Consider the following 25,370-nt stretch of genomic DNA (forward strand, 5'->3'; position numbering starts at 1 on the left):
GCGTAAACCCGCATACCCAGGGCCGCGCTCGTCGGCGTTCAGGCGGCGCTGCGCTCGCTCAGGCTGGCCACCAGGCGCTCGGCCCAACCTTGCGCCAGCGCGGCTTCGCGCGCCTCGACCATCACGCGCAGCAGCGGCTCGGTGCCGCTGGCGCGTATCAGCACCCGCCCCTGCCCCTGCAGCGCCGCTTCGGCCTGCGCCAGCGTGCGCGCCAGCGCGGCGTCGGTTTTCCAGTCTTGCCCAGGCTGCAGGCGCACGTTGAGCAGGGTTTGCGGAAACAGCTCGAGGCCCTGCAGCAGCTGCGCCAGCGACTGGCCGCTGCGCACGCACACCTGCAACACCTGCAAGGCGGCCACGATGCCATCGCCCGTGGTCTGCCGATCCAGAATCAGCAGGTGACCCGAGCCCTCGCCGCCGAGCTGCCAGCGCTGGCGTTGCAGTTCCTCGAGCACGTAGCGGTCGCCCACCGCGGCGCGCCGCAGCGGCACGCCCTTGGCTTGCAGCGCCAGCTCCACCGCCATGTTGGTCATGAGCGTGCCCACCACACCCGGCACCACCTCGTCGCGCCCAAGGCGGTCGTCGGCCAGCAGATACAGCAGTTCGTCGCCGTTGTAGAACCGGCCTTGGGCATCGACCAGCAACAAACGGTCGGCGTCGCCATCGAGGGCAATGCCGAGGTCGGCGCGGTGCTGGGCCACCGCCGCCACCAGCGCCTGCGGGTGCGTGGCCCCGACCTCGTGGTTGATATTGAAGCCGTCGGGCTGGCAGCCGATCTCGATCACCTCGGCCCCGAGCTCGTGAAAGACCTTGGGGGCGATGTGGTAGGCGGCGCCGTGCGCGGCATCGACGACGATCTTGAGCCCGCGCAGCGTCAGCTCGGTGCCAAAGGTGCTCTTGCAAAACTCGATGTAGCGCCCGGCGGCGTCGTTGAGGCGCTGCGTGCGGCCCAACTGCGCCGAAGCGGCCCACTGCGGCGGCTGGCTGAGCGCGGCCTCGACCTCGAGCTCCCACTCGTCGCTGAGCTTGCTGCCCTGGGCGCTGAAAAACTTGATGCCGTTGTCGGCAAAGGGGTTGTGGCTGGCCGAAATCACCACCCCGAGGCTGGCGCGCTGGGCCCGCGTCAGGTAGGCCACCGCCGGCGTGGGCAAGGGCCCGAGCAACACCACATCGACCCCGGCCGAGTTGAACCCGGACTCGAGCGCCGACTCCAGCATGTAGCCCGAGATGCGCGTGTCTTTGCCGATCAGCACCTTGGGGTGCGACTGCTGGCGCCTGAGCACGCGCCCCACGGCATGGGCCAGCCGCAACACAAAATCGGGGGTGATGGGCGGCTGGCCCACGGTGCCGCGAATGCCATCGGTGCCAAAGTACTGTCTGCTGCTCATGCCGGTGCCGTCCTGCCCCAAAAGATCCGAATTATCGCGCCTGCTCTCGCATCGCCTGCCAGACCTTGAGGGCCTGCACCGTCGGCGCCACGTCGTGCACGCGCACGACGCGCGCCCCACGCTCGAGCGCCAGCAGCGCCGCAGCCACGCTGGCGTGCACGCGCTCGGCCGCTTGCGCGCAGCCCGTGACGGCGCCCAGCGACGATTTGCGCGACCACCCCAGCAGCAGCGGGTAGCCCAGCGCCAGCAGCTCGCTCTGGCGCGCCAGCAGGGCAAAGTTTTGCGCCACCGTTTTGCCAAAGCCGATGCCGGGGTCGAGCACGATGCGCGCACGCGCCACCCCACGCGCCTGCAGCGCGCGGGCGCGCTGACGCAAGAAATCGTGCACCTGGGGCAGCACGTCGCCGCTCATGGGCACGCTTTGCATGGTCTGCGGCTCCAGATGCATGTGCATCAGGCAGACGCCGCAGCTGGGGTGCCGGGCCAGCACCTCCTCGGCGCTGGGGCCGACCGGAAGGCCATCCGGGCCGGGGCCGGCCGTGCGGCGCAGCGCCCAGAACGTCGTTGATGATGTCGGCCCCCTCGTCGAGGCAGGCTTGCATGGCTTCGGGTTTGTAGGTGTCGATCGAAAGCGGCACCTGCCAGCCGCGCAGCTCGCGCAGCAGTGGCAGCAGGCGCTGCAGCTCAGCCTCGAGCGGCAGCGGCGTGGCGCCGGGCCGGGTCGATTCGGCCCCGAGGTCGAGCACATCGGCGCCCTCGGCCAGCAGGCGCTCGGCATGGCGCAAGGCGGCGCTGGGGGTCAGGTACAGGCCGCCGTCAGAAAACGAGTCGGGCGTGAGGTTGAGGATGCCCATCACGCGCGGCTGCGCCAGGTCGAGCGCAAAGCGGCTGGTCTGCCAGACGCAGCCACCCGCCTCTGCCGCCGTGCCGGTGGCGCCGTTGCCCGCCACGCTTGCGGCCCAGCCCCGGCTGGACGGGGAACTCACGCCGCAGTAGGAGCCGCCTCGGGTTTGACCGCAGTCGAGCCGCCGCCACCGCCACCGCCCACGCTGGGGTTGCGCGGCGTCCAGTCTTTGGGCGCGCGCGGCGGTTTGCCGGCCATGATGTCGTCGATCTGCTCGCTGTCGATGGTTTCCCACTCCAGCAGCGCCTTGGCCATGGCGTGCATCTTGTCGGCGTGGTCCTCGATCAGCTTGCGCGCCAGCGCGTACTGCTCGTCGATGATGCGGCGCACCTCGACATCGACCTTGCGCATGGTCTCTTCGCTGATGTGCGTGGTCTTGGTGATCGAGCGGCCCAGGAACACCTCGCCCTCGTTTTCGGCATAGACCATGGGGCCGAGCGAGTCGCTCATGCCGTAGCGCATCACCATGTCGCGCGCGATGTGGGTGGCGCGCTCGAAGTCGTTGCTGGCGCCGGTGGTCATCTGGTTCATGAACACCTCTTCGGCGATGCGGCCACCGAACAGCATGCTGATCTGGTTCAGCATGTAGTGCTTGTCGTAGCTGTAGCGGTCTTTTTCCGGCAGGCTCATGGTCACGCCCAGGGCGCGGCCGCGCGGGATGATGGTGACCTTGTGCACCGGGTCGCACTTGGGCAGCAGCTTGCCGATCAGGGCGTGGCCGGACTCGTGGTAGGCGGTGTTGCGCCGCTCCTCTTCGGGCATGACCATGCTCTTGCGCTCCGGGCCCATGAGGATCTTGTCCTTGGCCTTTTCGAAATCCTGCATTTCGACCAGGCGCGCGTTGCGCCGCGCCGCCATCAGCGCGGCCTCGTTGCACAGGTTGGCCAGGTCGGCGCCGCTCATGCCGGGGGTGCCGCGGGCGATGATGGCCGCGCTCACGTCGGTGCCCAAGGGCACTTTGCGCATGTGCACATTGAGGATCTGCTCGCGGCCGCGGATGTCGGGCAGCGTGACATACACCTGGCGGTCAAAACGCCCTGGGCGCAGCAGCGCGGCATCCAGAATGTCGGGCCGGTTGGTGGCGGCGATGACGATCACGCCCAGGTTGGTCTCGAAGCCGTCCATCTCGACCAGCATCTGGTTCAGCGTTTGTTCGCGCTCGTCGTTGCCGCCGCCCAGGCCGGCACCGCGCTGGCGCCCGACGGCGTCGATCTCGTCGATGAAGATGATGCAAGGCGAGTTTTTCTTGGCCTGCTCGAACATGTCGCGCACCCGCGCCGCGCCCACGCCGACGAACATCTCGACGAAGTCGGAGCCGCTGATGCTGAAGAACGGCACCTTGGCCTCGCCGGCGATGGACTTGGCCAGCAGCGTCTTGCCGGTGCCCGGCGGCCCGACCAGCAGCAGCCCACGCGGAATGCGCCCGCCCAGTTTCTGGAAGCGCGCCGGGTCCTTGAGGAAATCGACCACTTCCTTGACTTCTTCCTTGGCCTCGTCGCAGCCGGCCACGTCGGCAAAGGTGACGGTGTTGGCGCTGTCGTCGAGCATGCGCGCCTTGCTCTTGCCAAAGCTGAAGGCGCCGCCGCGGCCGCCGCCCTGCATCTGGCGCATGAAATAAATCCAGACGCCGATGAGCAGCAGCATCGGGCCCCAGCTGACCAGAATGGTCATGAGCAGCGAGGCTTCCTGGCGCGGCTGCACGTCGAAGCGCACGTTGTGGGCGATCAGGTCGCCGATCAGACCCCGGTCGAGGAAGGTGGCCTGGGTGCGGATGCGCTGGCCGTCGGTGGTCACGGCGGTGATCTCGGTGCCGTTGGCGCCCTCCTGGATGGTCGCGCTCTGGATGCGGTTGGCGCGCACCTGCTCCAGAAAGTCGGAGTAGGCGATGGGCGCGGCCCCGGCCGTGGGCGCCCCCTGGAATTGGTTGAAGACGGTGAACAGCACCATGGCCACCACCATCCACACCGCGACTTTGGCAAACCACTGGTTGTTCAAGGCAAACTCCTGCTTAATTCCGACTCTGACACTGCGCTGCACATGGGCATCATTTTAGGGCTTTCAAGCCCCCGCGCACGGCGCTGCATGAAATCCATCTGCATGACGCGGATAGCGCCACGTTATGCTGTGGCTTTAAGACCAAGCCCGATCAAAAAGGTTTCAGACGATTTGTCGCGCGAGGCCTTGGGTTTGATCACCTTGACCTGCCTGAACGCCGCCCTGAAGGCCTGCACCAGGCCCTCGTAACCGCTGCCATGAAAGACCTTGGCCACCAGCGCGCCCTCGGGCTTGAGCTGGGCCTGGGCAAAATCCAGCGCCAGCTCGACCAGATGCACGCTGCGCGCGGCATCCACGCCCTCGATGCCCGACAGATTGGGCGCCATGTCCGAGAGCACCAGATCGACCACGCGCGGCGCAGCGCCGACCGCTGGGGCGGCCGCCAGCGCAGCCGCATCTAGCAAACCCAGCGCCTGGTGCAGCTGCGCCAGCACCTGCGCGTCGCCCAAATCGCCCTGGATGAACTGCACGCCCTCGATCGGCTCCATGGGCAGCAGGTCGATGCCGATGAGGCGACCCTTGAGCGAGCCCACTGCGGCCCCGCCCGGCGCCAGGCGCCGGCGCAGGTACTGGCACCAGGCCCCCGGCGCGCAACCCAGATCGACGATGCACTGGCCGGGGCGCACCAGCTGCAGGGTTTGGTCGATTTCTTGCAGCTTGAAGGCGGCGCGCGCGCGGTAGCCCTCCTTTTGGGCCCGCTTGACCCACGGATCGTTGGTGTGTTGATGCAGCCAGGCCTTATTGACCTTCTTGCTTTGTGTTTTGACCTTCATGCGGGGATAATTGTCCCATGCCCCAAATCGAACTCACTCCTGCCGCCCGAAAAATTCACCGCGCCAACGCGCACCACCTCGAACCGGTGGTGCTGATCGGCAACGAGGGCCTGACCGCTGCCGTGACACAAGCCGTCGAGGCCGCCCTGCAAGCCCACGGCCTGATCAAGGTGCGCGTGTTCAACGACGACCGCAACCAGCGCGACGCCTACCTGCACACGCTGGCGGCCGAGCTCAACGCCGCCCCGATCCAGCACATCGGCAAGCTGCTGGTGCTGTGGCGCCCACTGCCACCCAAGGACAAGGCCAACCCCGCCCCAGACGAGGAGCGCAAACCCGGCCCGCGCGAATACAAGGTGCTCAAATACAGCAAAAAGGGCGGCCAGCGCCCGGAAGTGAAAACCGTGCGCGTGCTGGGCAACCAGCGCCTCACGCCCGGCGGCCTGGTCAAGCGCGCACGCCCCTCCGGGCCGGTGAGCGTGAAAAAGGCCAGCCAGGCGCGCTGAAGGGTGCTCATGTCCACCGGCTCGCCACCCACCCCGCCCACGGCCGCCACGGCCGCCCCCAACCCGCTGCTCGACGGCGCCGGTCTGCCGCGCTTCGACGCCATCCGGCCCGAGCACGTGCAACCGGCCATCGAGCAGCTGCTGCAACGGGCCCAGGCCGCACTGGCACAGGTCACGGCCCCCGACTTCCCGCCCGACTGGCAGCGCATGTCGGCGGTGCTCGACGTGGCCACCGAGCGCCTGGAGCGCGCCTGGAGCGCCGTCAGCCACCTCAACGCCGTGGCCGACACGCCCGAGCTGCGCGCCGCCTACAACGCCATGCTGGCCCCAGTGACCGCCTTTTGGACCGGCCTAGGCTGCGACGAGCGTTTGTACGCGCGCTACAAGGCCCTGGACCCGGCGCGCCTGACACCCGAACAGGCGCGCGCGCGCACGCTGGCGCTGCGCGGCTTCGTGCTCGGCGGCGCCGAGCTGCAGGGCGCGGCCAAAGAGCGCTTTGCCGCCATCCAGGAGCAACTGGCCGAGCTGCAGCAAAAGTTCAGCGAAAACCTGCTCGACGCCACCGACGCCTGGCAATACCTGGCCGGCACCGACGAGCTCGACGGCGTGCCGCCCGACGTGCTGGCCGCCACCCGCGCCGCAGCACAGGCCGCCGGCCACGCCGCCGGCCACCTGCTCACGCTCAAGCTGCCCTGCTACCTGCCCTTGATGCAGTTTGCCCGCCAGCGCGAGCTGCGCCAGCGCCTCTACCGCGCCTACGCCACCCGCGCCAGCGAGCTGGGCAGCACGCCGCAACACGACAACAGCGCCCTCATCAGCCAGATACTGGCCTTGCGCCACGAAGAGGCGCAGCTGCTGGGCTACCCGCACTACGCGGCGGTTTCGCTGGCGCCCAAAATGGCCGACAGCGCCGAACAGGTGAGCGCCTTTTTGCGCCAACTGGCGGCACGTGCGCGCCCTTGGGCGCTGCGCGACCTGGCCGATATGCGCGCCTTTGCCGCCGAGCAGCTCGGCTTGCCCGAGCCCCAAGCCTGGGACTGGACCTACATCGGCGAGCAACTGCGGCTGGCGCGCTACGCCTACAGCGAGCAGGAAGTGAAACCCTATTTCACCGCGCCCAAGGTGCTCGAAGGGCTGTTTGGCCTCATCGAAACCCTGTTTGAGGTCCGCATCCGGCCCGACCACGCCCCCACCTGGCACCCCGGCGTGCAGTTTTTTTGCATCGAACACCCTGGGGCTGCTGGCAGCGCCGCCGCCCCCACCCCGATCGCGCACTTTTATCTCGACCCCGGCGCGCGCAACGGCAAACGCAGCGGCGCGTGGATGGACGGCGCCCGCTGCCGCTGGCTGCGCCCCGACGGCGCCGGCCTGCAAACCCCGGTGGCGCACCTGGTGTGCAACTTTGCCGAGGGCCTGGACGGCCGCCCGGCCCTGCTCACGCACGAAGACCTGATCACCCTGTTCCACGAGTTCGGCCACGGCCTGCACCACCTGCTGACGCAGGTGCAAGAGCGCGACGTCGCCGGCATCAGCGGCGTCGAGTGGGACGCCGTCGAGCTGCCGAGCCAGTTCATGGAAAACTTCTGCTGGGAGTGGGAGGTGCTGCGCCACCTGAGCGCGCACGTGGACAGCGGCGCCGCGCTGCCGCGCGCGCTCTACGACAAGATGCTGGCCGCGAAAAACTTCCAGAGCGGGCTGCAAACGCTGCGCCAGGTCGAGTTCGCCCTGTTCGACCTGCTGCTGCACAGCGGCAGCGCGCCGCTGGCCGCCGACGGCAGCGCCGACTACATGGCGCTGCTGGCGCAGGTGCGCGCCGAAGTGGCGGTGCTCGAGGCGCCGCCGTGGCAGCGCATGCCGCACAGCTTCAGCCACGTGTTTGCCGGTGGCTACGCGGCCGGTTACTACAGCTACAAATGGGCCGAGGTGCTGAGCGCCGACGCCTACGCCGCCTTCGAGGAAGCCGCCGCTCTCAATGGCGGCAACGTGCTCGACCCAGCCACCGGCCGCCACCTGCGCCAGACCATCCTCGAAGTGGGTGGCAGCCGCCCGGCGCTGGAATCGTTCAAGGCCTTCAGGGGCCGCGAGCCGCGCATCGACGCGCTGCTGCGCCATCAGGGCATGGCGGCTGCGGACTGGGCTGCGGACGCCTTGGAACCGGCAACCGCCTGAGCGTTCAGAACGTCAGCGTCTGCACGCCCTCGGGCGTGCCCAGCAGGCACACGCTGGCCTTCTGGTGCGCGAACACGCCCACGCAGACCACGCCCGGCCAGTTGTTGACTTCGCTCTCGAAGGCCAGCGGGTCCTTGATGCACAGCCCGGTCACGTCGAGGATGTGCTGGCCGTTGTCGGTGCGCAAGGGTTCGCCCCCTTGCAGCCGCAGCCTGGCCACACCGCCCAGAGCGGCAAAGCGGCGCACGATCTGCTGCGCCGCCATCGGGATCACCTCGACCGGCAGCGCAAAGCGCCCCAGCACCGGCACGTACTTGCTCTGGTCGGCGATGCACACAAAGCGCTGGGCCAGCGCAGCCACGATCTTCTCGCGCGTCAGCGCCGCGCCGCCGCCCTTGATCATGCAGCCGCTGGGGTCGATCTCGTCGGCGCCATCGACATAGAGCGCCAGGGCGTCGACCGCGTTGGCGTCGATCACCTCGATGCCGTGCGCGCGCAGGCGCTCGGACGAGGCCTCGGAGCTGGAGACTGCCCCGCGGATCTGGCCCTTGAGGCTGGCGAGGGCGTCGATGAACTTGTTCACGGTCGAACCGGTGCCCACGCCCACATACTCGCCCGGCAACACGTACTGCAGGGCGGCTTGGCCGACGAGGGTTTTGAGTTGGTCTTGGTTCATGGTGTCTGTGTTTGCTCGGTCGCGGGTTGCATGGGCTCTGGGAAGCTGGCCGGACCTGGATCTGACCGGCCATTTGGGACTGCATCTGGGACAATGGCGCCGGCCCGACGGCCCCGCACACTTTTACAAAAACCGCATTATCGCCATGTCACTGCTGCCCTACCCGCTCCTGCGCCCTTTTTTATTCCGTCTCGACGCCGAGAAAGCGCACGACCTCGCACTGGCGCAGCTCGAGCGCCTGCAACACAGCCCGCTGCGCGCCCTGCTCCAGCAGCCGCGCGTGGCCGACCCGATCACGCTCGCCGGGCTGCGTTTCCCCAACCGCGTCGGCCTGGCCGCCGGGCTGGACAAGAACGCGCGCTGCATCGACGCCTGGGGGGCGCTGGGCTTTGGCCTGGTCGAAGTCGGCACCGTGACGCCGCTGGCGCAAGCCGGCAACCCCAAACCGCGCATCTTTCGCCTGCCCCAGAGCCAGGCGCTGATCAACCGGCTCGGCTTCAACAACGACGGGCTGGCGGCCTTCGTCGCCAATGTGCGCCGCAGCCATCTGCGTGCCCGACGACCCGGCGGCGCCGACGGCACACCCAGTGCGAGTGGAGCGCTTGGCACCGATGGCGCCGTGCCGGCCCTGGTGCTGGGGCTGAACATCGGCAAAAACGCCGCCACCCCGATCGCGCGCGCCAGCGACGACTACCTCACCGCGCTGGAGGCCGTTTACCCCCATGCCGACTACGTGGCGGTGAACATCTCCAGCCCCAACACGCAAAACCTGCGCGCCCTGCAAAGCGACGCTGCGCTGGAGTCGCTGCTGGCCGCCCTGGCCCAGCGCCGTGCCGAGCTGGGCGCCGCCAGTGGCGTGCACCGGCCGTTGTTCATCAAGATCGCGCCGGACCTGGAGGCCGAGCAGATCGAGGCCATCGCCGCCGCCCTGCTGCGCCACGGCATGGACGGTGTCATCGCCACCAACACCACCCTGAGCCGCAGCGCCGTGCAGGGCCAGGCGCACGCCGACGAGGCCGGTGGCCTCTCGGGTGCGCCGCTGCTGCAGGCCAGCAACGCGGTCGTGCGCGCGCTGCGCCAGCGCTTGGGGCCGCACTTTCCGATCATCGGCGTGGGTGGCATTCTGAGCGGCGCCGACGCGATCAGCAAGATCGAAGCCGGCGCCGACCTGGTGCAGCTCTACAGCGGCCTGATCTACCGCGGGCCGGCGCTGGTGCTCGAGGTGGCCCAGGCGCTGCAGCGCAGCCGCCGGCCCTGACCGGCTGGCAGGCAATCGGTCAAGCCCGCCTTGCCGCCCCAACGCACCGCCGGCGGCGTTGCAAATGCGCGCCAAAGCATGGGCTGCGGCTGTGTGCGTTGCGCCTTGCCGGCAGCGCTCATGGGCGCCCACTCAGGCACGCACCCTGGCCTGCCAGCGACTGCGCCCTAGTGTGGTGGTGCGCGCTGGCGCAGCGCCTCGTAGAGGCAGATCGCGCTGGCCACCGAGACGTTGAGGCTCTCGACCGCGCCGTGCATGGGGATGCGCACCAGCGCGTCGCAGCTCTTGCTCGTGAGCTGGCGCAGCCCGTGCCCCTCGGCCCCCAGAACCAGGGCCAGCGGGCCGCGCAGATCGGTCTGATAGAGCGTCTTGCTGGCCTGATCGCTGGCACCCACCACCCAGATGTGGCGCTCCTTGAGCTCGCCCAGGGTGCGTGCGAGGTTGGTGACCATGAAATAGGGCACGGTGTCGGCGGCGCCGCTGGCCACCTTGGCCACGGTGGCGTTGATGCCGGCGGCGTGGTCTTTGGGCGCAATCACGGCGTGCACCCCGGCCCCGTCGGCCACGCGCAGGCAGGCCCCGAGGTTGTGCGGGTCGGTCACACCGTCGAGCACCAGCAGCAGCGGCTGTGCGTGGGCGCTGCGGCCTTCGGGGGCTGCGCCCGGGGGCGCGGCCGGGTCCGAAACACCGGGAGCGGACGCAGCACTGGGGGGGGTGGGGCTGCTCGGGCCAGCCGCCGCCTCCAGGCGCTCGAGCAGCTCGTCGAGCGAACGTGCGCTGGGCACCGCCAGCACCCGCGCCGCCACGCCCTGGTGGCCGTGGCTGCCGGCCAGTTTGGCGATGCGCAAAGCATCGGCCTCGATCAGGCGCACATGGGCCTCGCGCGCGCGCTCGAGAAAGGCCTTCATGCGCGCATCGCGGCGCGTGGGGTCGTATACAACCTCGATCACCGAGGCCGGCGCGGTTTTCAGGCGCACCCCGACGGCATGGAAACCGAACAGCACTTTGTTTGCAGACATAGGGGGCCGATTATCCGCCAGCCCTGTCGGCCCTGCGCGCTGAGCCAGCCGCTCAAGCCGGTGCGTCGGCGACCTCGAGCGAGCGCCCAGCCTCAACGGTGATCAGGCGCTGGCAGCGCTGCGCGATGGCGCGGTCGTGCGTCACCAGCACCAGCGTGGTGCCGTGCTCGCGGTTGAGCTCGAACATCAGCTCCATCACGCGCTCGCCGGTGGCAAAGTCGAGGCTGCCGGTGGGTTCGTCGGCCAACAGCACCGCCGGCCGCACCACGAAGGCGCGCGCCAGCGCCACGCGCTGCTGCTCGCCGCCCGAGAGCAGCTTGGGGTAGTGGCCCAGGCGCTGGCCCAGGCCCACGCGCTGCATCATGTGCGTGGCCGCCGCGCGCGCGTCGCGGCGCCCGGCCAATTCGAGCGGCAGCATGACGTTTTCCAGCGCCGTGAGGTTGGCGAGCAACTGAAAGCTCTGAAACACAAAACCCACCTTGAGCGCGCGCAAGGCGGCACGCTGGTCTTCGTCGAGGGCAAACAGATCCTGCCCATCGAGCACCACCGTGCCGCTGCTGGGGGTATCCAGGCCGGCGATCAGGGCCAGCAAGGTGCTTTTGCCTGAACCCGATGCGCCCACGATGGCCACACTCTGGCCGCGCAACAGCTCGAACTCGATGTCGCGCAAAATCTCCAACTCGCCTGCGGCATCCGCCACCGACTTGCACAGCTTGCGCACCGCTATCACCACCTCTGCCATGAAACCGCCTTTAGCCTTGGGAACCACACGCCGCCACTTTAACGCCTATGCCGCTGCCACCGCGCTGCTGGGGCTTTGCGGGGCCGCCGGCTGGGCGCGCGCGAACCCGGCCACCCCGGCCACCCCGGCCACCCCGGCCACCCCGGCCAGCCCTTCAAGGCCGGCCACCCCGGCGACTCCAGCCTCCCCGGCCAGCCCAGCCACTCCGGCCACTCCTGCACGGCCCGCCCGCCCTGGCGGCGGCCGGCGCGTGCTGGTGTTGGGCGACTCGCTCAGCGCCGAATACGGCCTGCGCCGGGGCAGCGGCTGGGTGGCGCTGCTGCAACAGCGGCTCGAGCGCCAGGGGCCAGCCGGGGTGCAGGTGTTCAACGCCAGCATCAGCGGCGAGACCACCGCCGGTGGGCGTGCCCGCCTGCCGGCGCTGCTGGGCGCGCAGCAGCCGGTGCTGGTCGTGATCGCCCTGGGCGCCAACGACGCCCTGCGCGGCCTGCCCCTGGCGCAAACCCGCGACAACCTGCGCGCCATGGCCCGCGCCAGCCGCGCGGCGCGGGCGCGCGTGCTGCTGCTGGGCATGGACATGCCGCCCAATTTTGGTGCCCGCTTCAGGCAGGAGTTGCGTCAGATTTATGTCGATGTGGCACGGGCCGAACAGGCGGCGCTCATGCCCTTCATGCTCGCCGGCGTGGCCGATGGCGCCGATCCGCTGGCGCTGTTCCAGAGCGACGGCATCCACCCCAATGAAGCCGCGCAGCCGATCATCCTGGAGCAGGTCTGGCCGCACTTGCGGCCCTTGCTGCCCGCGCGGGGTTGAGCGGCACCGCTGGTTCTAATCCAGCGCCGCCAGCGCCTGCGCCAAGTCGGCCTGCAGGTCGGCCACGCCTTCGAGCCCGATGGCCAGGCGCACCAGGCGCGGGCCGTGTGCTGGCGGCTGCGGCTGGGCTGGGCTGCTGGGCCGCAGCGGCGAGGGGCGGCTGCGCAGGGCGGGCAGGTCGTAGGGCACGCACAGGCTGACGGGGCCGCCCCAGCTGTAGCCGATGCGAAACAGGCGCAGCCGGTCGCAAAAGGCGTCGATCTGCTCGGGCCGAATGTGCGGCTGCCAGAGCAGGCTGAGCAAGCAGGCAGCGCCACGGGCGTCGCGCTGCCAGTGCGTGTGGCCGGGCGATGCGGGCAGCGCCGGGTGCAGCACCTGCGCCACACCGCGCTGGCCCTGCAACCAGTGCGCCAGCGTGCGCGTGCTGGCGTCCTGGGCCCGATAGCGCAGATGCAGGGTGGGCAAGCCGCGCAGCACCAGTTCGGCGTCGTTGGCGCCCACCCCCAGCCCCAGGCGCATGTGGGTGTGCAGCAGTTGGCGGTGCAGCGCGGCCGCGCGCGTGACCACCGAGCCCATGAGCACGTCGGCGCCGCCGCTGGGGTATTTGGTCAGGGCCTGCAGCACCACATCGACGCCAAAGTCGAAACCGCAAAAGGCGATGCCCGCGCCCCACGTGTTGTCGAGCGCGCTCAGGATCTGGCGCGGCCGGGTGGCGGCAGGGTTGGCTTGGGTGGCTGCTGCGGCCCGATCGCTGCCCTGCCCTGCTGCGGCCTGCCCGCTGCTGCCCCCGCTGCCCTGCCCGGCGCGCACGTCGTTGGCGGCTTGCAGCACCCGCATCAGCGCCGGCAGGTCGGGGTATTCGAGCGTCACCGATCCCGGCGCCTCGAGCCAGACCAGGCGCGTGGCCGGGCCGATCTGCGCCGCCAGATCGGCCGGCTGCAGCGGGTCATAGACGCGGTGGCTGATGCCATAGGCGCGCAGTTCGGCCAGCGCCAGCTCCTTGCTGGGGCCGTAGGCGTTGTCGGGCAGCAGCACCTCGTCGCCGGCCTGCAGGAAGGCCAAATTGACCAGCGCCAGCGCCGCCAGCCCGCTGGGGCAGAGCAGGCAGTGCTGGCCGCCCTCGAGGCTCGCGAGGCGTTCCTCGAGCGTGAAGGTGGTGGGGGTGCCGTGCAGGCCATAGGTGTAGCCCGATTTGTCCTTCCACTGGCGCGCGCGCAGCGCCGCCACGTTGGGAAAAAACACCGTCGAGGCCTTGAACACACCCGGTGGCAGGGCATCGAAACCCGCTGGCGGCTGGTAGGGGTGGTGGATGAGCGCGGTCGCCGCCTGCAAACCCACAGCGCTTTGGTGCGGCGCCGCAGTCGGCTCGGGCTCCGGTTCGGGCGTGCCCATCTGCCCCACCACCGCCCCCGGAATCTGCCCTGCTTTCACGCCGCCGCGCCGTGGTAGGGATGGTGCAGCAAGATGGTGTGGTCGCGGTCTGGGCTGGTCGATACGACGTGGATCGGCACCCCGGTCACGGCCTCGATGCGGTTCAGGTAGTGCTGCGCGTTGGGTGGCAGATCTGCGTAGCGCGTCACGCCGGCCGAAGGCTGGCTCCAGCCGGGCAGGGTCTCGTAGATCGGCTCGCAGCGCGCGATTTCGTCGGCACCCAAGGGCAGCAGGTCGATCAGTTCGCCGTCGAGCCGGTAGCCGACGCACAGCTGCAGCTCGCTCAGGCCGTCGAGCACGTCGAGCTTGGTGATGCACAGGCCGCTGAGGCCATTGACCTGCGCCGAGCGCTTGAGCAGCGCGGCGTCGAACCAGCCGCAGCGGCGCGCGCGCCCGGTGGTGGTGCCTTTTTCGGCGCCCACGGTGGCCATGTGCCAGCCCGGGGTGCCTTCGGTCTCCCAGTCGAGCTCGGTCGGGAACGGGCCGCCGCCCACGCGCGTGCAATAGGCTTTGGTGATGCCGAGCACGTAATGCAGCATCCCCGGCCCCACGCCGGCGCCCGCGGCCGCGTTGCCGGCCACGCAGTTGCTCGAGGTCACGAACGGATAGGTGCCGTGGTCGACGTCGAGCAAGGTGCCTTGGGCGCCCTCGAACAGCAGGTTCACGCCGCGCCGGTGCGCCTCGTTGAGCTCGCGCGACACGTCGGCCACCATGGGCGCCAGCAGCGCCGCGTGTTGTTGCGCCTGGGCCAGCAGCGGTTCGAACTGCATCTGCCCGCCCTGCATGAAGGCGGCCAGCGGCTGGCCTTGCAGCCAAGCGTGGGCCGACCAATCGACCTCGGCGCTGCCCAGCACCGCCAGTTGCTGGTTGTAGTAGGCCAACAGCTCGCGCAGTTTGGCGGCAAAGCGCTCGGGGTGGCGCAGGTCTTGCACACGCAGCGCGCGCCGCCCCACCTTGTCTTCGTAGGCCGGGCCGATGCCGCGCCCGGTGGTGCCGATCTTGGCCGTGCCGGCGCGCTCCTTGGCCAACTCGCGCGCCACGTCGAGCGCGGCGTGAAAGGGCAAAATCAGCGGGCAGATCTCGCTCACGCGCAGGCGCGAGCGCACCTCGACCCCGGCGCGCTCGAGGCCGGCGATTTCTTCGAGCAGCTTGCCCGCCGACAGCACCACGCCGTTGCCCACGTAGCAGACCACGCCGGCGCGCATGATGCCGCTGGGAATCAGGTGCAGCGCGGTTTTTACGCCGTTGATGACCAGCGTGTGGCCGGCGTTGTGCCCGCCCTGAAAGCGAACCACGCCGCGCGCGGTTTCGGTGAGCCAATCGACCAGTTTGCCCTTGCCTTCGTCGCCCCACTGGGTGCCGACGACGACCACGTTGCGGCCGGGGCGGGCCTGAAAGGGGGATGCGCTCATAGGGTTTGGTTCCAAGCCTGGCAGGTGGAGGGGGAAGGGGACGGGTTCATGGGGAGGGAGGCAGCGCTTGCAGCACCCAGGCCCCATCCTGGGGCACGAGGGCGCGATCGCACTCGAATTCTTCGACTTCGTGCCCGTGGCCGGGCAAGGCGCACAACACCACCTCGCCTTGGGCACGCAAGGCCGCGATGGCGCGGCGCAGCGCGGCATCGTGGCCCCAAGGGGCGCAAATGGCTTTTTGTGGCGCCGGGCGCGGCAGCACCGCGACCAGCTCTTTCAAGTCGAGGCTGAAACCCGCCGCCGGGCGGCAGCGGCCAAACACGGCCCCCACCTCGTCGTAGCGGCCGCCGCGCACCAGTTCCTGCGGCACCTGCCCGGGGTGGGCGGCGGCAAAAATCGAGAAGCGCAAGCCGGTGTAGTAGGCGTAGCCGCGCAGGTCGGCCAGGTCGAAGCCGATTTCGATGTCTGGGTGAACCTGAGCGCCGTCCTGGGCGCCGTCTTGGGTTGCGAACAGCACCGACTGCGCCAAGCGGCGCAAATCGGCCAGCGCACGCTGCAGCGCCGCCGACGGCGGCAGCACGCGCTCGGCCTGCTCCAGCACGCTGGCGTCGCCATGCAGCTCGGTCAGGGCCAACAAGGCGCGCAGCGTGGCAGCGGGCAGAGCGGCCCCGGCCTCGCGCAGTGTGGCCACGTCTTTGGCCGCCAGCGCGGCGTGCAGGCGCTGCACCAGCGCAGCGGGCAGTTGCAGCCCATCGAGCAGGGCATCGACGATGCGCACGTCGCCGCAGTCGAGCACCATGCGCCGCATGCCCGCGGCCCGCAAGCAGGCCAGCGCCAACTCGATCACCTCGAGGTCGGCCTCGGGCCCGGCGTGCCCGTAGAGCTCAGCGCCAAACTGCAAGGGCTCGCGACTGGCCAGCGGCCGCTCGGAACGCGTGTGCAGCACCGGGCCGCAGTAGCACAGCCGCGTCAGGCCGCTGCGGTTGAGCAGGTGTGCGTCGATGCGCGCCACCTGCGCCGTGGTGTCGGCGCGCAGGCCCAGCGTGCGCCCCGAGAGCTGATCGACCAGCTTGAAGGTCTGCAAATCGAGCGCCTCGCCGGTGCCGGTGAGCAGCGAGTCGAGGTGTTCGAGCAGCGGCGGCATCACCAGCTCGTAGCCGTGCGCGCGCGCCGCATCGAGCAGGGCGCGCCGCAGCTCTTCGATGTGCCGGGCCTCGGAGGGCAAAACGTCGGCAATGTGATCCGGCAGCAGCCAAGCGGACATGGGTGGAATTCGGACAGTCAAAGATCGGAATTTTACCGGCAAGGCGGGTTTGCGCCGGCACCTAGCGACACCTAGGGCGCGCTACGCGGTTTATAGGAGCGCGTTCTGGCGCTGGCTGCAACCCGGATCAGACCAGGGTGCTGCTCACCGCCCCTGTGTCCCCGCCGGAACACCAGTCGCCGCCAAACCGGACCCGGCTCCTGGCGCTGCCAGCCTCAGGCGCCGCTCCCCGCTTTGGCCAAGCGGGGCTACCAACACCGCCTCGGTGGCCGACACCGACTGCAGCACCCAGCCATCGGCCAGCGCCTGCCCGACGCGCAGCATCTGCACCGGCGCTGCGCTCGCACCCAGCAGCGCCACCCCAGCGCCACCGCGCGGGTCGGCGGCCACGCCCAGCAGGCGCAGCCCGTCGGGCGCCGGTGCTGGCGCCACGGCCACGGTTTCTACCGCTGGTGCGCCGCCACCCAGTCCCAAGGCCACCCGTTCGACATCGGGTGCCAGAGCGCTGGCAGCCGCAGTCGGCAGCGCGGTGGGCGGCTCGGCGCGGCCCCACCACAGCGCTGCCCAGTACGCCAGCGACCAGCCCAGCAAAGCCCAGACCAGCACCGCCGCCAGCACGGGCCAGCCCAGCAGACGGCCATGGATGCGCCGGGGGCAAGCCGGCTGGGGTGCAGAACGCATGAAGCTACACATGAAGCGATTATGATGCAGGCCTGTTTCAGACCGCACCTGCAGTCAATTGGGAGTATCGCGCTTGCTCATTTTGCATCGCCCGACCGCCTCGGGCACCCGACGCGCCGCATTGGCGCGCGGCTTCACCTTGATCGAACTGATGGTGATCTTGGTCGTCATCGGCGTGCTCGCGGCCCTGATCGTGCCCAATGTACTGGACCGTGCCGACGACGCGCGCGTCACCGCCGCCCGCACCGACGTCAACAACCTGATGCAGGCGCTGCGTCTGTATAGGCTCGACAACCAAGCCTTCCCAACCAGCGAACAGGGCTTGCAAGCGCTGGTGCAGCGCCCCACCACCGCCCCGGTGCCACCGCGCTGGCGCCCCTACCTCGATCGCCTGCCTGCCGACCCCTGGGGCCGCCCCTACCAGTATCTAAACCCCGGCCTGCACGGGCCAGTCGATGTGCTCTCGCTGGGGGCCGACGGCCAACCGGGGGGCGAGGGCATCAATGCCGACATCGGTAGCTGGCAGTAAGCCCAGCACTAGCAACACGCACCCACAGCCGGCGAAGCGGCCGCTGCGGCAGGCCGGCTTTACCTTGGTCGAGCTGCTGGTGGTGCTGCTGATCGTGGCCCTGGCCAGTGGCGGCGTGACCTTGGCGCTGCGCGACAGCCAAGCGCAGCAACTCGAACGCGAAGCGCAGCGCCTCGTGGCATGGTTGGAGGCCGGGCGCGCCCAAGCGCGCGCCAGCGCCAGCGCCATCCACTGGCGCAGCCGCGCAGATGGCTTCGAGTTCGTGGGCGCGGGCCTGCGCCCCAACCAACGCTACACCTTGCTGCGCCCCCAGACTTGGCTGCAACCCGGCGTGCAGGCTCGGATCGTGGCCCCGCCCCAAGCCCAAACCCTGCAACTGGGCCCAGAAGCCATTTTGCCGGCGCAAACGCTGGAGCTGCGCCTAGGCGAGCACAGCCTGCGCATCGGCAGCTCTGGCTTGGCGCCGTTTGCGGTTCTAGACCCCACCGTGCCCGCGCCAGCGGGTACGCGCCAGCCATGAAAGCCAGCCGCAGCGCGGGCCTGACGCTGGTGGAGGTGCTGGTGGCGCTGGCCATCGTCGCCATCACACTGGCCGCGGGCATACAGGCCAGCGCCGCCCTGAGCAACCTGGCGCAGCGCCAGTCGAACCAATGGCTGGCGCAGCTGTGCGCCCACAACGCGCTGGTGCAACTGCGCTTGCAGCCCGAGTTTGTGCCGTTGGGCCACAGCCAACAAAGCTGCCCCCAAGGCCCGCACAGCTTTGCGCTCGAGCTGCAAGTCAGCCCCACGCCGAACCCGAGTTTTCGCCGTGTCGATGTCAGCGTCAGCCTGAGCGAGCCCGCGCCCGCGCCCGCGGCCGCACCCGCCACCGCGCCGCCTATCCTGCTCACGCTCTCGACCGTGATCGGGCGCCACTGACCATGTTGCCCCCCCTTTCGCGCCCATTTTTGCCCCAGCCTTGCGCCCCGGTGCAGCGCCGGCGCATGCGCTCGGCCGGCGGCCTGACCCTGGTCGAGCTGCTGGTGGCGCTGGCGCTCATGGCGGTGCTGGCCTTGATGAGCTGGCGCGCGCTCGACGCCATGGTGCGCACCGAAGACCACAGCCGCAGCCACGCCCACGCCTGGTTGCAATGGCAGAGTATTTTGTCGCAATGGCAGACCGACCTCGACCAGATGCACCCCAGCGGCGTGTTGCCGCCGGTGGCCTTTGACGGCCAGGTGCTGCGCATCGTGCGCCTCCAAGCCAATCCACCACCCGGCCAGCCTCCAGCCCTGGTGGTGGTGGCCTGGGCGTTGCAGCCGGCCACGGCCACAGCGGGCACGCCGCGCCAGTGGTCGCGCTGGGTTTCGGCCCCGGTGACGCAGCAGCAGGATTTGCACAGCGCATGGATGAGCGCCCAACAGTGGGGCCTCTCCCCCACTCCGGCACTGCAACAGCAGGCGCTAACGCTGGCCAAAGTGCAAGACTGGCAGCTGTTCTACCACCGCGCTGGCCGCTGGGGCCCGGCACTCGAAGCCGGCACGGCGCCGGCGCAACGCCCCGACGGCATCCGGCTGCGCGTCGTTCTTCCCGAGGGCCAGATCGTGGGCGGCAGCCTAAACCTTGACTGGGTGCACCCCAGCGTGGGCGGAGGCAAAACCCCATGATGCGCCGCTCGAGCATCGCTGCGCCAGCCAAGCCCACTGGGCCCCGCCAGCCCAGCGCGCGCGCGCGCCAACGCGGCGCGGCGGTGCTGCTGGCCATGCTGACCGTGGCCTTGGTCGCCACCCTGAGCGCCAGCGCCTACTGGCAGCAGTGGCAGGCATGGGCTGTGGAGCGCGCGCAGCAGCAGCACGCGCAAGCCGCCTGGCTGCTCAGCGGGGCGCTGGACTGGACGCGCCTGATCCTGCGCGAAGACGCCCGTGCCGGCCAGACTGACCATCTGGCTGAGCCCTCCTGGGCGGTGCCGCTGCAAGAAGCGCGCCTAAACACCTTTTTGGCCGCCGCCGAGGCCCAGCAGGCCGACCGCTTGCTGACCGAGGCTTTTTTGTCGGGCCACATCACCGACATGCAAGCGCGGCTGAATCTGCGCAACCTGGTGCGTGGCCGCTCCGAGCAGGCCCGGGCCTCACTGCCCGACCAAGCCGCCGCTGCGCGCCTGTTTTCCGCTCTGGGGCTGCCCGAGGCCGAACTCGAGCGCTTTGCCGAGCAGTTGTTGCGCACGCTGCGCAGCCTGCCCGCCGAAGGCGCCGAGCGCACCCTCGCGGCCACAGCCACAGCAGCCCCTGCGCGCAGTGCCGCCGCCTTGCTGCCGCAGCGCTGGGAGCAGCTCGAGTGGTTGGGCCTGTCGGGCCCCACCCTGCAGCAACTGGCCGCACACGCCACCTGGTTGCCCGAACCCACGCCGCTCAACCTCAACACCGCCAGCGCGCTCGTCATCCACGCCAGCGTGCCGGGGCTGGATTTGGCGCAAGCGCAGCGTTTGGTGCAACTGCGCCAGCGCAGCCATTTCGAGCGCATCGAGCAAGCGGCGCAGCAGCTTGGGCCGGCGGGGCAGCACATCGGGGCCGAGCGCTTTGCCATCAGCAGCCGTTATTTTTTGTTGCATGGTCAACTGCGGCTCGATGACTTGGCCTTGTCTGAGACCGCCCTGGTGGTGCGCGAAGGCATCAACGTGCGCACTGTTTGGCGCCAGAGCGGCAGCGTGGTGCTCACCGAGCCTGGCAGCGTTGCCAGCCAATGAGCAAAGCCGGATGATATATTTGCGGCCGCCCCCACCCTCACCCACCCTCCACTGTGCTGCTGCTCTCCCCTAGCCCCCCCAACCCCAGTGCTGCGCCCAGCGCGCCGTGGGACTGGCTGCGCTTGGATGCGCAAGGCCACATCAGCGCCCAAGGCAGCGCGCGCGCCGACGCGATCGAGCGCCAACCGGCCACGGTGCTGGTTTGGCCCGCTGCCGCCTTAAGCTGGCAGCGCGTGCGCCTGCCCAAGCTCAAAGGAAGCAAATTGCGCGCCGCGCTCGACGGCTTGCTGGAAGACCGTTTGCTCGACGACGGCGCCCAGATGCACTACGCCCTGGCCCCCGGCTACGCCAGCAACCGCAGCGCCGAGGTCTGGGTGGCCTGCTGCCTGCGCGAGCCTCTGCAGCAGGCGCTGGCGCAGCTCGAGGCCTGCGGGCACCGGATTGGGCGCATCGTCCCGGCCCTGGCCCCGGCTGCGGCTGCGGCTGCGGCTGCGCCCCCCCTTTGGCTGCATGGCAGCGCAGACCACGCCGCCTTGTTGGCACAGTCGGAACACGGCTGCCTGCACTGGCCGATCGAGCCACAGCACGAGCCCGGCGCCGCCGAGCGCGAGCAACTGGGTCGCTGGCTGGCGGCACTCGGACTGCCCGCCCACACGCCAGCCCTAGCCAGCCCGGCGGCGGTGGCGCTGGCCGAACGCTGGCTGCCCGAGCGCTCCTGGAGCGCCAACCGCGAGCAGCACCCGTGGCTGCAGGCGCACGCCAGCGGCTGGGATTTGGCGCAGTTCGATTTGAGCCTGCAAGGCAGCGCGGCGCGCTGGCGCGTCGGGCTGGATCTGCTGCGCCAAGGCTGGTCCAGCCCGGCTTGGCGGCCGCTGCGCTGGGGCCTGGTGGGCCTAGCGGCAGTGCAATTGCTGGGTCTGAACCAGAGCGCCTGGCAAGCGCAGCACAATATTGCCCAATTGCGCCAGCTCAGTGAGCAGACCTTGCGCACGCACTTCCCCCGCGTGCAACTGGTGCTCGACGCCCCGCTGCAAATGCAGCGCGAAGTCGAGCGCTTGCGGCAGGCCCACGGCGAACTCGGGCCCGCCGACCTCGAACCCTTGCTCGAGCAACTCGGGCGCAGCCAGCAGCAAGCACCGTTTGAACTGCGCCAACTGCGCTTTGCAGCCGATTCCGTCGAGCTTGGGCACGCTCCCTTGAGCCCCGCCGCCCAAGCCGCCCTGGAGCAGAGCTTGGCGGCAGCACGCTGGCAGTGGCAGGCCCAAAGCCCCGAACGCAGCCTGCTCAGCCCCGGGGGGCGCCGGCCATGAAAGCGCAGTTGCAACAGCGCTGGAGCGCTTTGTCGCCGCGCGATCGCCGCAGCGCCCGCGTCGGGCTGGCGCTGCTGGCGGCCTTTGCGCTTTGGCAGTGGGGCATCAGCCCGGCGTGGCAGAGCCTGCAGCAAGCCCCGGCCCAGCAGGCGCAGGCGCTGGCGCAGTGGCAGCAGATGCAAGCCTTGGCCGCGCAAGCGCAAGCACTGCAAGCGGCGGCGCAAGCCGCGCCCATGAGCCGCAGCGCCACCTTGCAAAGCCTGGAGGCGGCCACGCGCTTGCACCTGGGCGCGCAAGCCACCCTCCAGCCTGGCGCCGACGCAGTGGCGGTGCGCTTCGAGCACGCCAGCGCCGACGCGCTGGCTCAGTGGCTGCAAGCGCTGCGCCTCAACGCCCGCCTGCTGCCGACCGAGGCCGATCTGCGCCGCAGCAGCCCAGCGCCCGAGGCGCCGGCGCTCTGGAGCGGCAGCGTGCGCCTGAGCGGCCCAGGGCTTGCGCAGCCATGAAGCTGCTGCACCGCCGCCCCGCCTTGGCGCGCCCCGGCGCGGCCCCGCCCGCTGTGGCTGGCCGCGGCGTTCATTTGGGCCGCTGGTGGCCGCTGGCGCTGGCGCTGCTGCTGGGCCTGGGCCTGGGGCTGCTGGCCTATGCCCCAGCGCGCTGGCTTGCCGCTGGCCTGAGCCATGCCACCGAGGGCCGCCTGCAGCTGCCCAACGCCAGCGGCACGGTCTGGAGCGGGCGCGCCGACGTGCTGCTCAGCGCCGGGCCCGGCAGCCGCGACCGCAGCGCGCTCGAGCAAGGCCTGTGGTGGCGGCTGCGCCCCAGTTGGCAGGCTGGCCCGGCGCTGGCTTGGCAGATCGGGCTGCCGTGTTGCAGCGCACAACCCCTCAGCGGCGTGCTGCAAATCGGGCGTGCGGGCGGGGGCGCGGGTGACGAGTCTGCTGGCGGCCTAGGGCCCACACTGCAATTGGCCGCGCACCGCAGCGAGCTGCCCGTGGCGCTGCTGGCCGGCCTAGGGGCGCCGTGGAACTCGCTCGGTCTGCACGGGCGACTGCAGCTGCATACCGACGGCCTGCGCCTGCACCGCGCCGCCGCTGGCTGGCAACTGCAGGGCAGCCTGCGGCTGCAAGCCCTCGACTTGGCTTCCGCACTTTCGACCCTGCGGCCGCTGGGCAGCTATCAGCTGCACATCGAAGCACCCGCCCTAGCTCAAGCCAGCGCCACCTCAGAACCCGCAGCCGCGCTGCAATTGAGCTTGAGCACCCTATCTGGTCCGCTGCAGTTGAGCGGTGCCGGCAGCTTGAGTGGCGGGCGCGTGCAGTTTCGCGGCATCGCGCAGACCGAACCCCAGTACCTCGGCGCGCTCTCCAACCTGCTCAACATCGTGGGCCAGCGCGACGGTCTGCGCTCCCATTTGCGACTCGGATAACCCCCATGCCTGCTCCTTTGCCCCTCCGCCAAAGCGCCCGCGCCGCGCTTGAGCTGCCTTTGCCTCTGCCCCTGCTCGCGCAGCTGAACTTGCCCCTACCCCTGCACCGGCCCCGCGTTTGGGCTTCGGCTGTGGCCTGCGCGCTGGCTCTGGCCCTAGGCGGCGCCGCGCTGCCCGCGCTGGCCCAGACCCCGCCGCCGGCCGTGCGCGCCGGTGCGCCAGTCACACTCAACTTCGTCGATGCCGACATCGCCGCCGTGGCACGCGCCATGGCGGCGATGCTCGGGCGCAACGTGGTGGTGGATCCGCGCGTCAGCGGCACCCTCACACTGCAGACCGAGCGCGACGTCACGCCGGCCAATGCGCTGCAGCTGTTTGGCGCCGCGCTGCGGCTGCGCGGCTTTGCCGTCATCGACAGCGCCGGGCTGATCAAGGTCGTGCCCGAAGCCGATGCGCGCCTGCACGGTGGCGCGGTGCTGGCCGACGACCAGCAGCCGCGCGGGCAGCAGATCGTGACCCAGATTTTCACCCTCACGCACGAAAACGCCAACCACCTGCTGCCGCTGCTGCGCCCGCTCATCAGCGCCAACAACCCGATCAACGTCAACCCCGGCAACAACAGCCTGGTCATCACCGACTACGCCGAAAACCTGCGCCGCGCCGCCCAGATCATCGCCGCGCTCGACGTGGCCAACGCCACTGGGCTCGAGGTCATCCCGCTGCAACACGCGCTGGCCAGCGAGCTCGCGCCGGTGGTGCTGCGCCTGATCGACGCCGACGGCGCTCCGGCAGCAGCCGCAGCCGCGCCAGGCCAGCCCGGCGGCCAGGGTTTTCGCACCGTGCTGCTGGCCGAGCCGCGCAGCAATGCCCTCATTCTGCGCGCCGCCAACCCCGCCCGCGTGGCCTTGGTGCGCTCGCTGGTGGCGCAACTCGACCGTCCCGCCAACGCCGGGGCCCTGGGCAATATCCACGTGGTGCATTTGCGCAACGCCAACGCCGTCGAACTGGCCACCACCTTGCGCGCCGCCCTCGCGGCCGATGCCGGCGACGGTGTGGGAGCAGCAGCCGGCGCTGGCACAGCCCCAGCGGCCCCGGCGGCGCGGCGCACCCTCGCGGCGGCCGCTGCAGGCGGTTTGGGCGCTGCGGCCGGTGCGGGCGCCACCCCGGCCGCCGTGCGCAGCAGCACCGGGGGCCAGATTCAGGCCGATGCCGCCACCAACTCGCTCATCATCAGCGCGCCCGAACCGGTGTTCAGGCAACTGCGTGCCATCATCGAGCAGCTCGACACCCGCCGCGCCCAGGTGTTTGTCGAGAGCGTGATCGCCGAAGTTAGCGCCGACGCCGCCAGCGAATTCGGCATCCAGTGGCAACAGGCCATCGGCGGCCGGGGCGATTCCACGATTGGGATCCTGGGCACCAATTTTGGTGGCGCCGGCAGCAACATCATCAGTCTGGCGACGCAAAACATGGGCGCGGGCCTGATGCCTGCCGCCGGCCTCAACCTTGGGCTGGTGCAGCGCGTAGGCGGCACGCACGTGCTCACCGCCTTGGCACGGTTTCTGGAGCAAAGCGGGCAGGCCAACATCCTCTCGACGCCCAACCTGCTCACGCTCGACAACGAGGAGGCGCGCATCGTCGTCGGGCAAAACGTGCCCTTTGTCACTGGCAGCTTCACCAACGCCGGCGGCCAGGGCGGCGCGGTGAACCCGTTTCAGACCATCGAACGCCGCGACGTCGGCCTAACGCTGCGCGTGCGGCCGCAAATCAGCGAAAACGGCACCGTGCGCATGGTCGTGTTTCAAGAGGTCAGCTCGGTGGTGCCGGCCTCGATCGGCTCGCCCACCGGCATCATCACCAACACGCGCTCGATCGAGTCGCACGTGCTGGTGGACGACGGCGCCATCGTGGTCTTGGGCGGCTTGCTGCAAGACGAATACGGCGGCGCCCAAGACCAGGTGCCGGGGCTGGGCAATGTGCCGCTGCTCGGGGCGCTGTTTCGCAGCGAACGCCGCAGCCGCAACAAAACCAACCTGATGGTGTTTTTGCGCCCCGTGATCGTGCGCGACCAGCGCGCCAGCGACACCCTGGCGCTGGACCGCTACGAGCTCATGCGCGCCGCCCAAGAGCGCCAGCAGCCCAGCCCCAGCGCCGTGCACCCCATCAACCAGGCCCCGGCGCTGCCGGCGCTCGACTTGAGCCGCAGCGGCTTGCCCTTGCGCCTGCTCGAGCCGGGGGGCGGGGCGGCGGCACCCGCGGCAGCAGTGGCCCCGGCTGCCGCCACCACCCCCGAGCGCTAA

At 70.1% G+C, this 25,370-nt stretch carries 23 protein-coding genes and 1 pseudogene; 13 read left to right on the forward strand and 11 right to left on the reverse strand.

The annotated features are described in order from the left end of the window. Positions 1 to 38: 38 nt before the first annotated feature. The 4 genes and pseudogenes from glmM to AAAZ40_RS09595 all read right to left on the reverse strand — a co-directional run bounded on the left by glmM (position 39) and on the right by AAAZ40_RS09595 (position 5,117). Complete coding sequence (gene glmM / locus AAAZ40_RS09580; RefSeq protein ID WP_476660154.1) at positions 39 to 1,385, reverse strand: phosphoglucosamine mutase; 1,347 nt, start codon at positions 1,383 to 1,385, stop codon at positions 39 to 41. A 31-nt stretch (positions 1,386 to 1,416) separates the two neighbouring features. Beyond that, positions 1,417 to 2,239: pseudogene (gene folP, locus AAAZ40_RS09585) on the reverse strand (dihydropteroate synthase). A 128-nt stretch (positions 2,240 to 2,367) separates the two neighbouring features. After that, positions 2,368 to 4,284 carry an ATP-dependent zinc metalloprotease FtsH gene (gene ftsH / locus AAAZ40_RS09590; protein ID WP_476660155.1) on the reverse strand — a complete coding sequence of 639 codons (1,917 nt, stop codon included), beginning with the start codon at positions 4,282 to 4,284 and terminating at the stop codon, positions 2,368 to 2,370. A gap of 122 nt (positions 4,285 to 4,406) precedes the next feature. Beyond that, a complete protein-coding gene (locus AAAZ40_RS09595; RefSeq protein WP_476660156.1) occupies positions 4,407 to 5,117 on the reverse strand; it encodes an RlmE family RNA methyltransferase in 711 nt (236 codons plus the stop codon). 17 nt (positions 5,118 to 5,134) lie between these two features. On the opposite strand from AAAZ40_RS09595, the gene AAAZ40_RS09600 reads away from it, so the two are divergent. Continuing rightward, entirely contained in the window at positions 5,135 to 5,623 is a 489-nt protein-coding gene (locus tag AAAZ40_RS09600; protein WP_476660157.1) for a YhbY family RNA-binding protein, read from the forward strand. A 9-nt stretch (positions 5,624 to 5,632) separates the two neighbouring features. Continuing rightward, on the forward strand, positions 5,633 to 7,792 hold the full coding sequence (locus AAAZ40_RS09605; RefSeq protein WP_476660158.1) for a M3 family metallopeptidase: 2,160 nt from the start codon (positions 5,633 to 5,635) through the stop codon (positions 7,790 to 7,792). A gap of 4 nt (positions 7,793 to 7,796) precedes the next feature. Here the strand turns inward: AAAZ40_RS09605 and rpiA are convergent, their stop codons facing one another. Further along, on the reverse strand, positions 7,797 to 8,468 hold the full coding sequence (rpiA, locus tag AAAZ40_RS09610; protein WP_476660159.1) for a ribose-5-phosphate isomerase RpiA: 672 nt from the start codon (positions 8,466 to 8,468) through the stop codon (positions 7,797 to 7,799). 145 nt (positions 8,469 to 8,613) lie between these two features. On the opposite strand from rpiA, the gene AAAZ40_RS09615 reads away from it, so the two are divergent. After that, entirely contained in the window at positions 8,614 to 9,726 is a 1,113-nt protein-coding gene (locus AAAZ40_RS09615) for a quinone-dependent dihydroorotate dehydrogenase (protein WP_476660160.1), read from the forward strand. Between the two features lie 167 nt (positions 9,727 to 9,893). Here the strand turns inward: AAAZ40_RS09615 and rlmB are convergent, their stop codons facing one another. After that, complete coding sequence (gene rlmB, locus AAAZ40_RS09620) at positions 9,894 to 10,745, reverse strand: 23S rRNA (guanosine(2251)-2'-O)-methyltransferase RlmB (protein ID WP_476660161.1); 852 nt, start codon at positions 10,743 to 10,745, stop codon at positions 9,894 to 9,896. Positions 10,746 to 10,797: 52 nt separating this feature from the next. Continuing rightward, positions 10,798 to 11,487, reverse strand: a complete 690-nt coding sequence (locus AAAZ40_RS09625) for an ABC transporter ATP-binding protein (RefSeq protein ID WP_476660162.1) — start codon at positions 11,485 to 11,487, stop codon at positions 10,798 to 10,800. Here AAAZ40_RS09625 and AAAZ40_RS09630 point away from each other — a divergent pair. Then, on the forward strand, positions 11,486 to 12,298 hold the full coding sequence (locus AAAZ40_RS09630; protein WP_476660163.1) for an arylesterase: 813 nt from the start codon (positions 11,486 to 11,488) through the stop codon (positions 12,296 to 12,298). The two genes, AAAZ40_RS09625 and AAAZ40_RS09630, sit on opposite strands and share 2 nt — an antisense overlap. A 15-nt stretch (positions 12,299 to 12,313) precedes the next feature. Here the strand turns inward: AAAZ40_RS09630 and AAAZ40_RS09635 are convergent, their stop codons facing one another. The 4 genes from AAAZ40_RS09635 to AAAZ40_RS09650 all read right to left on the reverse strand — a co-directional run bounded on the left by AAAZ40_RS09635 (position 12,314) and on the right by AAAZ40_RS09650 (position 17,086). Further along, the gene (locus tag AAAZ40_RS09635) at positions 12,314 to 13,729 is read right to left on the reverse strand and encodes a PLP-dependent transferase (protein WP_476660164.1); all 1,416 of its coding nucleotides are present in this window, start codon (positions 13,727 to 13,729) and stop codon (positions 12,314 to 12,316) included. Next, positions 13,726 to 15,141, reverse strand: a complete 1,416-nt coding sequence (locus AAAZ40_RS09640; RefSeq protein ID WP_476660165.1) for an adenylosuccinate synthase — start codon at positions 15,139 to 15,141, stop codon at positions 13,726 to 13,728. Before AAAZ40_RS09640 ends, AAAZ40_RS09635 begins: the two co-directional genes overlap by 4 nt. Positions 15,142 to 15,187: 46 nt before the next feature. Then, a complete protein-coding gene (locus AAAZ40_RS09645; RefSeq protein WP_476660166.1) occupies positions 15,188 to 16,405 on the reverse strand; it encodes an ATP phosphoribosyltransferase regulatory subunit in 1,218 nt (405 codons plus the stop codon). A gap of 144 nt (positions 16,406 to 16,549) precedes the next feature. Then, the gene (locus tag AAAZ40_RS09650; RefSeq protein ID WP_476660167.1) at positions 16,550 to 17,086 is read right to left on the reverse strand and encodes a hypothetical protein; all 537 of its coding nucleotides are present in this window, start codon (positions 17,084 to 17,086) and stop codon (positions 16,550 to 16,552) included. Between the two features lie 73 nt (positions 17,087 to 17,159). Here AAAZ40_RS09650 and gspG point away from each other — a divergent pair, with 73 nt between their 5' ends. The 9 genes from gspG to gspD are packed head-to-tail and all read left to right on the forward strand — an operon-like array spanning position 17,160 to position 25,370. Beyond that, entirely contained in the window at positions 17,160 to 17,615 is a 456-nt protein-coding gene (gspG, locus tag AAAZ40_RS09655; RefSeq protein ID WP_476660168.1) for a type II secretion system major pseudopilin GspG, read from the forward strand. 43 nt (positions 17,616 to 17,658) lie between these two features. Beyond that, complete coding sequence (locus tag AAAZ40_RS09660; RefSeq protein ID WP_476661722.1) at positions 17,659 to 18,135, forward strand: prepilin-type N-terminal cleavage/methylation domain-containing protein; 477 nt, start codon at positions 17,659 to 17,661, stop codon at positions 18,133 to 18,135. Further along, positions 18,132 to 18,533: a type II secretion system minor pseudopilin GspI gene (gene gspI, locus AAAZ40_RS09665; RefSeq protein WP_476660169.1), complete on the forward strand. Its 402-nt coding sequence runs from the start codon at positions 18,132 to 18,134 to the stop codon at positions 18,531 to 18,533. Before AAAZ40_RS09660 ends, gspI begins: the two co-directional genes overlap by 4 nt. A gap of 2 nt (positions 18,534 to 18,535) precedes the next feature. Next, positions 18,536 to 19,261 carry a prepilin-type N-terminal cleavage/methylation domain-containing protein gene (locus AAAZ40_RS09670; RefSeq protein WP_476660170.1) on the forward strand — a complete coding sequence of 242 codons (726 nt, stop codon included), beginning with the start codon at positions 18,536 to 18,538 and terminating at the stop codon, positions 19,259 to 19,261. Next, positions 19,258 to 20,337 carry a type II secretion system minor pseudopilin GspK gene (gene gspK, locus AAAZ40_RS09675; RefSeq protein WP_476660171.1) on the forward strand — a complete coding sequence of 360 codons (1,080 nt, stop codon included), beginning with the start codon at positions 19,258 to 19,260 and terminating at the stop codon, positions 20,335 to 20,337. Before AAAZ40_RS09670 ends, gspK begins: the two co-directional genes overlap by 4 nt. 53 nt (positions 20,338 to 20,390) lie before the next feature. After that, a complete protein-coding gene (gene gspL, locus AAAZ40_RS09680) occupies positions 20,391 to 21,647 on the forward strand; it encodes a type II secretion system protein GspL (protein WP_476660172.1) in 1,257 nt (418 codons plus the stop codon). Beyond that, positions 21,644 to 22,153 (forward strand): type II secretion system protein GspM, encoded by a 510-nt coding sequence (gspM, locus tag AAAZ40_RS09685; protein WP_476660173.1) that lies wholly within the window; start codon positions 21,644 to 21,646, stop codon positions 22,151 to 22,153. Before gspL ends, gspM begins: the two co-directional genes overlap by 4 nt. After that, a complete protein-coding gene (gene gspN, locus AAAZ40_RS09690) occupies positions 22,150 to 23,073 on the forward strand; it encodes a type II secretion system protein N (protein WP_476660174.1) in 924 nt (307 codons plus the stop codon). Before gspM ends, gspN begins: the two co-directional genes overlap by 4 nt. Positions 23,074 to 23,078: 5 nt before the next feature. Further along, positions 23,079 to 25,370: a type II secretion system secretin GspD gene (gene gspD / locus AAAZ40_RS09695; RefSeq protein WP_476660175.1), complete on the forward strand. Its 2,292-nt coding sequence runs from the start codon at positions 23,079 to 23,081 to the stop codon at positions 25,368 to 25,370.

The sequence above is a fragment of the Serpentinimonas sp. SMBJO2 genome, from assembly GCF_056341105.1.